10 protein-coding genes are annotated in these 15,146 nt (G+C 31.6%); 4 read left to right on the top strand and 6 right to left on the bottom strand.

What is annotated here, in order from left to right; all coding sequences use genetic code 11:
- Positions 1-14 precede the first annotated feature (14 nt).
- The 3 genes from ES045_RS00315 to ES045_RS00325 form a co-directional block, all read right to left on the bottom strand.
- The gene (locus ES045_RS00315; RefSeq protein WP_147110629.1) at positions 15-3,161 is read right to left on the bottom strand and encodes a UvrD-helicase domain-containing protein; all 3,147 of its coding nucleotides are present in this window, start codon (positions 3,159-3,161) and stop codon (positions 15-17) included.
- A gap of 140 nt (positions 3,162-3,301) precedes the next feature.
- Positions 3,302-4,138, bottom strand: a complete 837-nt coding sequence (locus tag ES045_RS00320) for a ZIP family metal transporter (protein ID WP_147110632.1) — start codon at positions 4,136-4,138, stop codon at positions 3,302-3,304.
- Positions 4,135-4,791: a metal-dependent transcriptional regulator gene (locus tag ES045_RS00325; protein ID WP_147110635.1), complete on the bottom strand. Its 657-nt coding sequence runs from the start codon at positions 4,789-4,791 to the stop codon at positions 4,135-4,137. The genes ES045_RS00320 and ES045_RS00325 overlap by 4 nt, the downstream gene beginning before the upstream one ends.
- A 128-nt stretch (positions 4,792-4,919) precedes the next feature.
- On the opposite strand from ES045_RS00325, the gene ES045_RS00330 reads away from it, so the two are divergent.
- Entirely contained in the window at positions 4,920-7,220 is a 2,301-nt protein-coding gene (locus tag ES045_RS00330) for a TonB-dependent receptor (protein ID WP_147110638.1), read from the top strand.
- 10 nt (positions 7,221-7,230) lie between these two features.
- Positions 7,231-7,704 carry a thioredoxin family protein gene (locus ES045_RS00335; RefSeq protein ID WP_223267142.1) on the top strand — a complete coding sequence of 158 codons (474 nt, stop codon included), beginning with the start codon at positions 7,231-7,233 and terminating at the stop codon, positions 7,702-7,704.
- Positions 7,705-7,732: 28 nt separating this feature from the next.
- Here ES045_RS00335 and ES045_RS00340 read toward each other — a convergent pair whose 3' ends face one another.
- Positions 7,733-8,272 (bottom strand): hypothetical protein, encoded by a 540-nt coding sequence (locus tag ES045_RS00340; protein ID WP_147110644.1) that lies wholly within the window; start codon positions 8,270-8,272, stop codon positions 7,733-7,735.
- Positions 8,273-8,399: 127 nt separating this feature from the next.
- Here ES045_RS00340 and mfd point away from each other — a divergent pair, with 127 nt between their 5' ends.
- Together mfd and ES045_RS00350 are read left to right on the top strand one after the other, a co-directional pair.
- On the top strand, positions 8,400-11,729 hold the full coding sequence (gene mfd / locus ES045_RS00345; protein WP_147110647.1) for a transcription-repair coupling factor: 3,330 nt from the start codon (positions 8,400-8,402) through the stop codon (positions 11,727-11,729).
- Positions 11,730-11,872: 143 nt separating this feature from the next.
- Positions 11,873-12,736, top strand: coding sequence for a DMT family transporter (locus ES045_RS00350; RefSeq protein WP_147110650.1), 864 nt, complete (start codon positions 11,873-11,875; stop codon positions 12,734-12,736).
- Between the two features lie 173 nt (positions 12,737-12,909).
- On the opposite strand, the gene ES045_RS00355 is transcribed toward ES045_RS00350, so the two are convergent.
- Complete coding sequence (locus tag ES045_RS00355; RefSeq protein ID WP_147110653.1) at positions 12,910-13,977, bottom strand: hypothetical protein; 1,068 nt, start codon at positions 13,975-13,977, stop codon at positions 12,910-12,912.
- 34 nt (positions 13,978-14,011) lie between these two features.
- Positions 14,012-15,112: a DNA-processing protein DprA gene (gene dprA / locus ES045_RS00360; RefSeq protein ID WP_147110657.1), complete on the bottom strand. Its 1,101-nt coding sequence runs from the start codon at positions 15,110-15,112 to the stop codon at positions 14,012-14,014.
- Positions 15,113-15,146: the final 34 nt, after the last annotated feature.

Raw genomic sequence — 15,146 nt, forward strand, 5'->3', positions numbered from 1 at the left:
TTTATTTTCGTTGCCTATACTTCAACCACATCAATTTTATCATTAATATAGACCAATAGTTTTTTACCTACTTTAAAATTCATCGATTTTAAAACTAGTTCATATTTTAATAATTGTTGATGATGGTCGTTAGATGCATTTCCTGTTTTATAGTCTATAATAGTGACTTCATTTTGTTTGTTAAACACCAATCGATCTGGAATAATAATCTGATTATCAAAATCTACAATTTCTCTTTCATTAAAGACCGTTACTTCTTCAGAAAAATAAGTTGTTAGTTTCGAATGATTCACAATCGAATCGATAGTGTTTTGTATTGTTTTTAACTGAACCTCATCAATCAAACCTTTTTGATGGTATTGCGTTACAATAGCTTCAACATTAGTTTTTGTAATAATTTTCGATAAGATTTCATGGAATAAATTACCGAAATCTATTGCTTTCCCCTGCTCTGTGTTCCATAGTTTAGAATCACTAGCCAACAAAACAATATTGTGTTCTTGCCAAGGCGTTGATATAAATTTTTGATGAATCTCTGTTAACGAAGCTTCTTTTTGTTTCTCTTTAAGTCTGCGGATGTTTCCAAAGTTATATTCTAAAACATCTTCTTGCCAAAGATTTTGCGCTTTTAAGTAATTGATAAAAATACCCGAATAATGATTGACGTTCTCAATGCCTTTTGCAGATATTTTCTTTTCTGTAATTACATGCAATTGCTCTACAGCTCTTGTTAAAGAAACATATAAAAGATTAAAATTATCTAATTCTAACTCTTCTCTTTGTTGATTGTAAATTTCTAAACCTCTTTCGTTTATAAGACTGATATCTTTCTTATAATCGATTAAAAGTTCCTTAAATTTATAATCTTCTGGCAAATCATCAAACCAGATTTTAGGACTAATTTGTCTGTAAATATCTACATCACAAGGAAAAATTACCACAGGAAACTCCAATCCTTTCGATTTATGAATCGTCATTACTTGCACCGCATCTGAATTTTCAGACGCAACAATGCTTAACTTCTCTTTTTTAAGTTCCCAGAATTCTAAAAAATCGCCAATATCTGTTGCTTTTCTTTGTTGCTCTAAAACAACATCTAAGAAAAATTGCACATACGCATTTGAGGAATCTACCAAATTAAAACCTCTAATTATTTCTTCAATTTTTTCGTAAAACGGAACTTGTTGAAACACAGAAAAACTAAATGTAACGCCGTACGATTGTAATTCTTCGAAAATTAATTCATTCGCAGATTTTATGTGTTTTTTAAAGAATTCATGTTTCGGAATTTGAATTTCTAAATGTTCATACAAGAAATACAACACCTCAAACCTTCTTTCTTCATCGCTTGCATTCTGAATAATATGCAAAACATCTATAATAAAATTGATTAACGAGTTATTTTGAAGTAATAATGTTTCTGAAGAAATGATAGAAATACCGTTCTCAGACAAATAATCTGCCACTGCAATTCCGTCTTTCTTCGTTCTAGTTAAAATACAAATTTCATTCAGATAAAAATCGTCTTTTAACTGATTAATTTTTTCTAAAACTTTCTTTGGATATTTTACTTTCTCATCATCTTTTTCTTCTTCTTTATCCAAGAAAGTAAGGGACACAAAACCTCCTTTTTTAGCATTTTCTAACTGCGTATTTCCATCGTAAAACAACTTTTTGTAAGATTCATTTTGAAGAAAATTAGACGTGTGCTGAAAAAACGAATTATTAAAGTTGATTACTTCGGAATAACTTCTATAATTGGTCTCTAAATTCTTGATGTCTTTATGAACATGAAACGGATTCTCTTCATTTGAACCTAAATCGATAAATTGTTCTGCTTTACCTCCACGCCATCTATAAATAGCTTGTTTACCATCGCCAACCAACAACAAGTTGCTACTTTCTTGTGCGAGTGCATTGTCTATTAATGGAATTAAATTTTGCCATTGCAACACAGAAGTATCCTGCATTTCATCAATAAAATAATGTTGAAAACGTTGCCCAATTCTCTCATAAATAAAAGGCGCAGGTTGGTCTTTAATATTGTCTGAAATTAACTGATTAAATTCTGCATTTAATCGAATATTATTATCTTCTTTTATGGTATTTAATTCTGAATTGATATTATTTAAAACCGCCAAAGGAATGATACTTTTTAGCGTGATTTTATTCAGTAAATACTTAGAAAAAGAACCATTATATAAATCTTTCGATTGATAATAATACATTCTTAATTGTTCTGAAATTCCTTCAATGGTACCTTTTGTCGCTGCCGAAGCTTTTCCTGCAAAAAGGTTTTTAGAATCTTCTATCGTTGTATTTAACCGACCCTCAAATTTTAAATCCTCACTCTTTAAAAATCGTAATTTGGTTAACTTTTGAAAGTGCTTTACCAACTCACCAGCATACGCAAAATCCGATATTGACAGTCCGTTTGTATCAATAAAACTCAAAACCTCATCTCCAAATACTTTGTATTCTTTCTCTATTTGTTTATTGTCTTTCTGAAGTTTCTTTTTCAGTTCAAAAAAATCATCTAACTTTTTATCCGATAATTTTCTAAAGTGCTTTACATCATCTTCATTTAATAAAACTCTAGCAAAATCGTTTAAATCTTTAGAAATATCCCAAGATTTATCATCATCTGTTTTATCTAAAGAATAATCGATTAATAAATTGGTGAGTTTTTTATCTGTACCAATTTTAGAGATCAATACATCTACAGCTTCATTTAAAAGTGAAATAGCATCCATTTCTACTTCAAAATTTAGCGACAAACCTAAATCGTACGCAAAACTTTTAATAATTTTATGTGTAAAACTATCTATGGTAGTAATTGAAAAGGCAGAATAATTCTGAAGAATTGCATCTAAAATCCTCTTACTTCTTTTCTTAATTATTGCTTTATCTAAAGTTGTTTCCGCAAGAATTATTTTCAACAAATCATTCTCTTTTCCCGCTGCAAAATCTTCTAAACTAGACAGCACTCGTTCTTTCATTTCTCCTGCAGCCTTGTTTGTAAAAGTAATTGCCAACACTTTCTGAAACATAAAAAGATCGTCTGAATTTAAGAGTACTTTAATATATTGTTTTACCAAAGTGAATGTTTTTCCACTTCCGGCAGAAGCGTTGTAAACTTGAAAAGTAGATGGTTGTTGCACAGAAATATTTTTATTGCAAAATACACTTTTTAGAATCAAAAGACAAGACGCAAAAGATGAGAATTACATAAAAATAAAAACGGTACTACCTTAGAAATTCTAAGATGATACCGTTTCATATTTTACGAATCTTTTAAAGACTAACCTAAACCAACATCTAAAGACATCATCACAATAAAACCACCTATAAAACCAAGTGTTGCAATGTCTGTGTATTTATCTCGCTGTGTTTCTGGTATTACTTCTTCTACTACTACAAAAATCATTGCTCCTGCAGCAAAGGCCAATGCATAAGGTAAAATTGGCACGAAAAATGAAACTGCCAAAGCACCTAAAACCGCAGCAATTGGCTCTACAACGGCAGACAATTGTCCGTACCAAAAACTTTTTAATCTACTAACACCTTGTCTTCTTAACGGCATTGCAACGGCAAAACCTTCTGGAAAATTCTGAATCCCGATTCCGATTGCCAAAGAAATTGCAGCAATAATCATTTCTGTTTGTTCTACTCCAACTAGTGTTGATGCGGCTCCAAATAAAACTCCTACCGCCAAACCTTCTGGAATGTTATGCAACGTAATTGCCAACACCAACAAAGTAGTTTTATGCCATTCTGTTTTCACTCCTTCCGCCTCACTTTCTTTAAAATTGATATGTAAATGCGGTAGAATTTTATCCATTCCGAATAAAGACAAAGCCCCTAAACCAAAACCAATTGCAGCTGGTAAAACTTTCATAAAACCTTCTCCAGGACTATTTTCTATTGCTGGCGCTAACAAACTCCAAAAACTTGCTGCTACCATAACTCCTCCGGTAAAACCTAACATTCCGTCTAAGACTGCTCTATTCATTTTTTTAAAGAAGAACACTAACGCAGCACCTGCAGCGGTTAAACCCCAAGTAAAGAGAGATGCGTATAATGCTGCTAAAATCGGATTTTCTTTCCCGAATTCAACTAATTGATCGAATGTGCTCATGATTTTTTCATATATAAATTATTTGCTATTTTGTTTGAAATGGATAATTTCTTGTCTTCAATTAAGATAGATAAAGAATCATCGAAATCTTCTTTATCTAAAATGGTTATTTTTTTTCCTAAAGTGATGCCTTTTTTATCTAAGAATTGTAAAAATTCGGATGAAGAATCATCTACACCAACACAAATTCCACTTTCGTTTTTAGTTAATGTTGATAGTAAACTTTTTTCAATTGTTTTTAAATTTCCATCTCTATCAGGAATAGGATCTCCATGAGGATCGTGTGTTGGGAAATTTAAAAAACCGTCTAACTGATCTATTAATTTGGAAGATTTTATGTGCTCTAACTGCTCCGCAACCTCGTGTACCTCATCCCAAGAAAAATCTAATTTCTCTACTAAAAAAACTTCCCACAAGCGGTGTTTCCTTACAATGTTGGCAGCAGACTTTTTACCTAAATCGGTTAATTTAACTCCTTTGTACTTTTTATAAATAACAACTTCCTTTTCAGATAACTTCTTAATCATGTCTGTTACAGAAGAAGCTTTTGTGGCTAACTTTTCTGCAATAGCATTGGTACTAATTCCTTTATTAGTCTCTAACTCTAGATGGTAAATGGTTTTTAAATAATTTTCTTCAGAAAGCGTGAACATTTTCTATTTATTTAGGCTGCAAATATATACTTTTTATTTTTATTACAATATATTTTTAGGCAAGTCTAAAAATAATATTACATTTGCAGAAAATTAAAATAATAGGTTTATTAAAATATTAATTAGTCATGAAGAAAATACTATTTTTAGCGGTAATAGGAATATCAAACTTTTTATCTGCACAAAGTCAACAAGTCTCTATTTCGGGTATTGTAAAAAACAACGGAAACCCTATCCCTTTTGTAAGTGTATACGTAAAAGGAGGAAATCAAGGAACAAGCACAGACTATAATGGTAAGTACGAAATAACACTATCTGCAGGAAAAATCACACTTATTGCACAAGCGCAAGGGTTTAAATCTTCGAGAAAAGAGTTAACCCTTTTAAAAAACTCTAATGAAGTTGTAGATTTCACACTTGAAGAAGGCAATGTAGTGTTAAACGAAATCGTAGTCACAGGAACTCGTACAGAAAAACGTAGAACAGATTCTCCAGTAATTGTGAATTTAATAACTAGCAAAACATTAGAGCAAGTAACCGCAACAGATCTTTCGGAAGGATTACGTTTTCAGCCAGGACTGCGTGTTGAAGTAGATTGCCAAACGTGCAACTATAGTCAGATTCGAATGAATGGTTTACAAGGTGGCTACTCTCAAGTTCTTATAAATGGACGAGCAATTTTTAGCCCACTTACAGGTTTATATGGTTTAGAACAAATTCCAGTAAATATGATAGACCGAATAGAAGTAGTTCGTGGAGGCGTTTCTGCCTTATATGGTTCTAGTGCAATTGGTGGAACTGTAAATGTGATTACAAAACTACCAAAGAAAAACGGCTATAGTTTCAGCTACGGTTATCAAAATATCGATGGATCTGATCAAAATTTAATCAGTGGAAATGCAACCGTTGTTAATGAAGAAAGAAATGCTGGTGTTAATTTTTTCATCAACAATAGAACAAGAGAAGCTTATGATGCTAATGGAGATAATTATTCTGAACTACCAGCATTAAAGGACAATACTTTTGGAGTAAATGCTTTTTATTTACCAACAGAAAACTCGAAACTAGAAGCTAGTTTTAGTAGTCTTTATGAGTATCGATTTGGGGGAGAAATTGTTGATAAACCAGCATTTTTGGCAAATCAATCTGAGGAAAGAACGCACAACGTAAAAATGGGAAGCTTAGATTATCAAATAAATTTTGAAAGAAGTTCGCTTATTTTCTATTACGGTGGTCAACGAACAGATCGTGACCATTACACAGGTATTATTCCAGATGGTGCAACAGAAAAACAAGATTTTTTCGCGGCGCCGCCTTACGGAATATCAGAGGTTGTTACACATCAAGGTGGAACACAGTTCAATTATAGTTTTGATAAATTCTTGGGCGGAAAAACAGTTCTTACGGGTGGTTTAGAATATATGTATGATGATGTTTTAGATGAAATTGAATCATACAATTACCTTATTGACCAAACTACAAAGACGTTAGGCACTTTTGTACAAAATGATTGGGATATTTCAGAAAAAGTGAACTTCCTAACGGGTTTCCGTATTGACAAGCACAACTTGGTAGAGCACGCAATTTTTAGTCCTAGAGTATCACTTTTGTATAAATTAAAAGAAACTACACAGTTTCGTTTAGGTTGGGGTACCGGTTTTAGAGCGCCACAAGCTTTTGATACCGATTTACATATTGCATTTGCAGGTGGTGGGGTTTCTAGAATTTCTTTAGCAGATAATTTAATTGAAGAGCGTTCTAATAGTTATACCGCTTCTGTAAATTACGACAAAGCAACAGAGCATTTTATTGCAGGTTTTACCGTTGAAGGTTTTTATACACATTTAGATGACGCATTTTATCAATTTCCTTTAGGTAAAGATCAATTTGGAGAGCGTTTTGAAAAAAGAAACGGAAGTGGCGCTACAGTAAAAGGAATTACTTTGGAGGCACGTGCAAATTTTGATTATGTGGTAGAATTAGAAGCAGGTTTTACAGTACAGTCTAGTTTGTTTGATGAATCTGTAGAAAATATTGAAGGTTTACCTTCAAAAAGAGAATTTTTACGTACTCCAAATAATTATGGTTACGCAACACTTACTTATACGCCAATTAAAAAATTAGCAATTAGTGCAAACTTATTATATACTGGTAAAATGGATATTATTCACTTTGCTGGAGACAATACAGGGCAAACTGTAGATGAATATGACGTTACACCAAACTTTACGGAATTAAGTTTACGTGGAAGTTATACTATTGAAATGGAAAAATTAAAAACAGGATTTGAACTTTTTGGTGGGGTGAAGAATGTAACCGATAGTTATCAGAATGATTTTGATACTGGTAAAAACCGTGATAGTAATTACGTATATGGTCCAGCAGCACCACGTACATATTTTGTAGGAGTAAAAATTAGTTCACTATAATATTTTGAAATTGACAAAATTATTTATTTTAAGTACGTTTGTTTTATTAATAACTAACACCGCTTCTTCACAAAATGAAAGAGCGGTTAGTTGGTTAAGTTTTCAGCAACTAGAAGATTCTCTTTTAATAAAACCTAAAAAAGTTTTTATCGATTTCTATGCAGATTGGTGTGGACCTTGTATCAAAATGCAGCGGGATGTTTTTACAGATAAAAAAGTGATAGCACTTTTAAACAAAGAATTCTATGCCGTAAAAATGGATGCAGAAACAAAAGACACCATTACATTCGGAGGGCAAAAATTTATTAATGAACGCATCAATAAAAGAAACCCAGTACATCAAATTCCTTTATTAATGGCAAGAAAAAAGAACAAACCATTTTCTTTACCAGCAATTGTTTTGATGGATAAAAATTTTAAACCAACAGCTAGATATTTTCAATATTTAAATGTTGAGCAGCTTATCAAAGTTTTATCGCAATAAAAAAAATGAGATTTTTCTAGAAATAAAATTAATCTTCCCAAAGTCTTTGGTGCACAGATCTGTTACCAAAACTATATACCAAACCAAAAGACGCGTACAAATGAGAGGTTTGACTTTCAAATTCTGATTGAGAAAATTTATACATCACCTGTAAATTTAAGCCATAACTAGCATTAAACCAAAAAGTAGTTCCTGCACCAAAATTTGCTGTCGGCGTAAAACGTACTGCATTTATAAAACTACCACCAATTAAAACATAAGGCACTACACTTTTTCGAGAAGTTCCAAAGTCGTAACGTAAAAGACCATCAAAAGTGGTGTATTTTTGGTTATCTCCAACGGCTGTTGCAAAACCTGCATCTAAAGACACCCCTTTAAAAATATATCTAGAAATATTAAACCTAGGCGATTGGTATGCTAATTGACCGCCAACCACTAGACCATCATCAAAAGAATATTTAGCACCTGCAATGCTAATTCCTGCAGTCCATTTTTGTTGTTCGTTTTGTGCCTTTGCTTGAAATGCAAAAACAAATGAGAACAATATGATTAAGAGTTTAATTTTCATATTTGTAGGTAGTTAGCTTCATAACAATAAGTAATTGTTAGCAAATATATTGCAATATTTAAGAAAACAAAACCAGTTAATGGGTTTTTATTAATTTACGTCTTACATTTGCATAAAAATTAGTACGTTGAGCAAGCAGAACATTGTAAATCAATACCAAACATCTGAGAACGTTTCGCAGATTATAACACAACTTCAACAAGAACAAAACCATTTTCAAATATCGAATTTGGTCGGTTCTTCATTGTCTTTTGTTGTTTCAGAGACTTTTAAAAAAGCAGACAAACCCTACCTTTTAATCTTTAATGACAAAGAAGAGGCTGCTTATTACTTGAATGATTTAGAGCAACTTCTAGGGGATAAAAATGTACTTTTTTATCCAGGTTCTTATAGAAGACCTTATCAGATAGAAGAAACAGATAATGCCAATGTTTTGTTACGCTCTGAAGTTTTAAATAGAATTAATTCTAGAAAGAAACCTGCTGTAATTGTCACCTATCCTACGGCTCTTTTTGAGAAAGTAGTCACTAAAAAAGAACTTGAGAAAAACACCCTAAAAGTTACGGTTGGCGAAAGTTTATCTTTAGACTTTGTAAATGAGATGTTATTTGAATACAAGTTTAAGCGTGTAGATTTTGTTACAGAACCTGGAGATTTTTCTGTACGTGGAGGAATTATCGATGTTTTTTCTTTTTCTAATGATGAACCTTACAGAATTGAGTTCTTTGGTGACGACATAGATAGTATTCGTTCTTTTGATGTAGAAACGCAGCTTTCTAAAGAGAAACTGAAGAAGATTTCTATAATGCCAAATGTTGAAAATAAAACATTGCAAGAAAACAGAGAGAGTTTCTTAAAATATATTTCACCAAAAACAGTAATTTTTACTAAAAACAGGAGTTTATTAGTAGGTAATTTAGATAAATTCTTTGAAAAAGCAGAGGAAGCATTTAACGATTTATCCAAAGAAATAAACCATTCGAAACCAAGTGAATTATTTTGTGATGGTGCTTTTATAGAGCATCAATTGCAAGCATTTTCTTTGGTTGATATTGGGAGTCAAGATGAAAAAAATTCAAAAATAAATTTTAATACAATTCCGCAACCTTCATTTAATAAACAATTTAATTTATTAATTGACAATTTAGAGGAATATCACAAAGCAAAATTTACCAATTATATTTTCTGCGCAAACGAGCAACAAGCGCAACGTTTTCATGATATTTTCGATGATTCTGATAAAGAAGTGCATTATGAAACGGTTGTTTTTCCTTTATACCAAGGTTTTGTAGATGTAGATAATCGATTGGTTTGTTATACAGATCATCAGATTTTTGAGCGTTACCATAAATTCAGATTAAAAAATGGGTACGCTAAAAAGCAAGCAATTACACTTCAAGAATTAACCAAATTAGAAATTGGAGATTATGTAACCCACATGGATCATGGAATTGGAAAATTTGGTGGTTTACAAAAAATTGATGTCCAGGGAAATAAACAAGAAGCCATAAAACTGATGTATGGCGAAAGAGATATTTTATACGTTAGCATTCACTCGCTTCATAAGATTTCTAAATTTAATGGAAAGGACGGGAAAGCTCCTAAAATATACAAATTAGGTTCTGGTGCTTGGAAAAAAATCAAACAAAAAACAAAAGCAAGAGTTAAACATGTTGCGTTTAATTTAATTCAATTATATGCAAAAAGAAAACTTCAAAAAGGATTTGCTTTTGGTCCAGATACGCACATTCAGCATGAGCTAGAAGGAAGTTTTATGTATGAAGATACACCCGATCAATTTACATCTACACAAGATGTAAAAAAGGATATGGAAAAAGAGCAACCCATGGACAGATTAGTTTGTGGTGATGTTGGTTTTGGTAAAACAGAGGTTGCCGTAAGAGCTGCTTTTAAAGCGGTAGATAACGGAAAACAAGTTGCTATTTTAGTACCAACTACAATTTTAGCTTTTCAACATTATAAAACATTTACAGAACGTTTAAAAGATTTTCCTGTCACCATCGATTATCTAAACAGATTTAGAACCGCAAAAGAAAAATCAGCAGCTATTAATGGTGTTAATGATGGTTCTGTAGATATTATTATTGGTACGCATCAGTTAACAAACCAACGTATAAAATTTAAAGATTTAGGCTTATTAATTATTGATGAAGAGCAGAAATTTGGAGTTGCTGTAAAAGATAAACTGAAAACTTTAAAAGAAAATGTAGATACATTAACATTAACTGCAACGCCAATTCCTAGAACTTTACAATTTAGTTTAATGGCTGCAAGAGATTTGTCGGTTATAAAAACAGCACCTCCAAACAGACATCCAATAGAAAGTAATGTGATTCGTTTTGGCGAAGAATTAATTAGAGATGCAATTTCGTATGAAATTTCTAGAGGCGGACAAGTTTTCTTTATTCACAACAGAATAGAAAATATAAAAGAAGTTGCGGGCTTAATACAGAGATTGGTTCCTACAGCGAAAGTTGGTGTTGGTCACGGGCAAATGGAAGGTAAAAAACTAGAAGGATTGATGCTTAGTTTTATGAATAATGAATTTGATGTTTTGGTTTCTACCACCATTATAGAAAGTGGTTTAGATGTGCCGAATGCAAATACTATTTTTATAAATAATGCGAATAATTTTGGTCTTTCAGATTTACACCAGATGCGTGGTAGGGTTGGGCGTTCTAACAAAAAAGCATTTTGCTACTTTATTACACCGCCTTATCATATGATGACAGAGGATGCCAGAAAACGTATTGAAGCATTGGTTTTATTTTCTGATTTAGGAAGCGGAATTAATATTGCCATGAAAGATTTAGAAATTAGAGGTGCTGGAGATTTATTGGGGGGTGAACAAAGTGGGTTTATAAATGATATTGGGTTTGATACGTATCAGAAAATACTGCAAGAAGCAATTCAAGAATTAAAGGAAAATGAATTTAAAGATTTATATCCTACAGATGAAACCAAACCAAAAGAGTTTGTAAAAGAAGTAACGATAGATACTGATTTTGAAATTTTATTTCCGGATGATTATGTGAATTCCGTTACAGAAAGGTTGAGTTTATATAACAAACTGTCGGATATAAAAGACGAAAAAGGATTAGCGGTTTTTGAAAGTGAAATGGTAGATCGTTTTGGAGAAACACCTCGTGAGGTGAGCGATTTATTAGATTCGGTAAGAATAAAATGGATGGCAAAAGAATTAGGATTAGAGAAAATTATTCTAAAACAAAAAAGAATGATGGGATATTTTGTATCTAACCAACAAAGTGATTTTTACCAAACAGATGCTTTTTCTAAAATGCTAAATTATGTTAAGCAAAACCCTAAAAGCTGTGTAATGAAAGAAAAAGAAACTAAAAATGGCTTGCGCTTATTAATTACTTTTATTAAGATTAATACGGTTAAAACAGCTCTAAATATTTTACAAAAAATTTAATTATAATACCATTTCGAATGCTTCTAAAGTCAAAAATATTTTTTTTGATTGAAAGCATCTAGCTAAGCAATGAGGAAAATCTATAAATGAGATTTCTCAATTGCTTAAAAAAACTCATATCGGAATGGCAAGCACTACCTAAAATGGAAAACTCTCACTTAAAAAACATATCTCTTCTACTATTAGCAACTCTTTTTATAAGTACTTCTGGCGTTTTAGGCAAATACATTGCAATGCCTGCAGAAGTCATTATTTGGTTTAGAGGCTGTTTTGGTGCACTCTTTATTTATGTTTTTTGTAGAATTAAGAAAGTAAACTTAAAAATAAATTCTAGAAAAGATCTCTTTTCATTTTTTATAAGTGGTTTTTTTTTGGCTGCACATTGGGTGACTTATTTTTACGCTCTAAAACTGTCTAATGTAGCTTTAGGAATGTTGTCTATGTATACGTTTCCGGTAATGACTGCTCTTTTAGAACCTTTTTTCTCGAAACAGAAGTTAAACGGAATTCATGTTTTACTAGGAATCTTAGTATTGATAGGTGTGGCTGTTTTAGTGCCAGATTTTTCTATAGAAAACGATGAAGCGAAAGGAATTTTATTAGGAATTTTGTCTGCGCTCTGTTACGCTTTAAGAAATTTAACCACTAAAAAGCACGTTAAAAACTACAACGGAAGTATGATTATGTTATACCAACTTATTATTGTTGCTGTTTTATTGTTCCCTGTTTTATTTTTTAGTGATGTTTCTAATTTTGAAAGTCAATTACCTTTATTATTACTAGTTGCACTACTAACCACCGCAATAGGACACACTATGATGGTAAATTCTTTACAGCATTTTTCTGTAGCTACTGCAAGTATTATTAGCAGTGTTCAGCCAATTTTCGGGATTTTTATTGCCTATCTTTTTGTTAGTGAAATACCGAGTACAAACACTTTTATTGGTGGTGGATTGATTTTATTAACAGTTGTTATTGAAAGTATTCGGAGTAAAAAGCAGGCTTAAATCTCTTGTTTATGTAGAATAACCAATAAGCTAGCAAACAAGTTTAGCCCAGATTGAAGCATCTGTTTGAGCTCTTTTTTGTCTTTTTCGGCAAAAAAAGCGAGTGCTGAAAGCTGGAAATAGCTTCTAAAAAAAATGGCTCTTCATTCTTAATTCGGAACGAAAAAAATGCGCTAAAAAAGCTCTTTATTACTAATATCTAAATAGTTACGTTTTACAAATGCTAAAATAGTTTCTAAAATTTCGCCCATATTATTACAGTCTTTAAACTTTACATCTCCCACATATTTTATGAGCTGCTTCTTTAAAAGTGCTACATTTTCTGGAAAAGAAATTGTATCTGCTTTCATACATTTTATCAAACGCGCGGTTCTTCTTGGTGCGGTAATCATTCTTTTTGCCATAAAAGAACGTTCTTCTATTTTGTATTGGCGAATAGAATCGTTTTGTAATTTTTTACCCACCATTTCTATCATCTTAAAGTTCTCTTTCATGAACTGTAAGTTGTACACTTTTAAATTCCCTTCAAAAGATTGCTGATCGAAATCGATGGCTCTAATCTTATAAATAACCTGATCAAAATCGTGGATTGGTGTAACTACATAGTTGTAAGAACGCATATCTCCCAATAAACGCACCAAACAACGTTCTTTAAATTTTACAAATTCCTTGGCAATTTGAGCTTTTTCTAGTTCTGTACAATCGGGTAAAATATCTCTAATAAAATCGTCTCCAGGAATTCCTGCAATGTGTTCTTCGATTAAAGTGTCTTTAAAAACTAAGAAATTCATATTATGAGGAGACAAAATATGTTCTAATTCTAGGCCATAAATACGAGAAGCATCTGCTTTTTTCACGTAGAAATAAGAAAAGTTATCATTTAAAATATTTCTTATTTTTATTCGAAATGGTTTCGAATTTCCAAAAGTGCAATAATCGATGGCATCGACATTTAAAAACGGAATATTATCATCATTACCATCTGAGTGTAATCTTGTATAAATTTTCTTTAAACTTCTATCGATTTCTTCTCTGTCGTATTGAGAATAATAGGTTCTTACCCACAAAGTATCTTCATCATTCTTATCATAAACCGTAACTGAGCCTTGGAAACGCAACAAATCATCATAATAAAGAGAAATTTTTATATTTCTATTATAATTCTTTAAGTATGCATTTAACATTTCATTTACTGGAAATGTTGGTTTCTTTTTGGACATCAATTTTTTCCCTACCGCCATCTATTCTGTTGATTTTTCTCAAAAATAAGACTATTTACACCAATTCAAACATCTTTCCTGGTAAAGGTTTTGAGATTCCTTTTAATTCCATCTGTAGCAAAATAGCCGATAATTGATAAACAGGAATGTTACATTCTATAGAAATTACGTCTAAGACTTGCTGCCCTTTCTCATGCAATAAATCATAAATTTTCTGCTCATTTTCATTCAATTCTAAAAATAATTGTTTCTGAATTATTTTTGGTTTTTCATTTAAATCCCAATTCAGCATTTTTACAATTTCCTCTGCAGAATTTAGCAAAAATGCTCTATTATTTTTAATAAGATTATTACAGCCTTTACTATACAAATCTGTAGTTCTACCCGGTACAGCAAACACATCTTTATCATATGAATTTGCAATATCTGCGGTTACTAACGAACCTCCTTTTACTGCAGATTCTATGATAATTGTAGCTTTAGAAATTCCCGCAACGATTCTATTCCGTTTTAAAAAATTTTCTCTTAAAGGTGTTTCCTTGTGCCAAAACTCCGTTAAGAAACCTCCGTTTTCATTCACTTCATTAATATATTTCTTATGAACCTTCGGATAAATTTCTTCTAAACCATGCGCTAAAACAGCTATAGTTTGTAGCTTATTTTTTATAGCTGCTTTGTGAGCACAAATATCTACACCGTAAGCAAAACCACTAACTATTATAGGATTGTATGCTGCTAAATCTGCAACTAATTTATTGCAAAAATCGCGACCGTAAGAACTCATATTTCGCGTACCAACTATAGAAATGATTTTTTGATTAGAAAAATCAATATTTCCGTCTTTAAATAATAAAATAGGACTGTCTATACAATGTTGTAAATTGGTTGGATAATCGTCTTCTAAAAAATAGGAGTAGGCAATGTTATTTTCTTGTATGTATTTTAACTCTTGTGCTGCTAATTTGATGTTTTCGGCATCGAAAAGGTGTTTTAAAACATGATTTCCTATTCCGTTTATTTTTGATAAAGCTGCTCTTTTCTCTTTAAATATCTGTGTGACATCTCCCACATTTACAATGAGTTTCTTCGCCAAAATATCTCCCACAGCTTTACTTTTCTGCAATCTTAAAATAGCGAGTAGTTTTTCTTCTTTCAATAGTTAACAATTTGACACCCAATATATAAAAAAT

Origin of the sequence: Polaribacter sp. IC073, from assembly GCF_007997075.1 — a bacterium.
GTDB lineage: Bacteria > Bacteroidota > Bacteroidia > Flavobacteriales > Flavobacteriaceae > Polaribacter.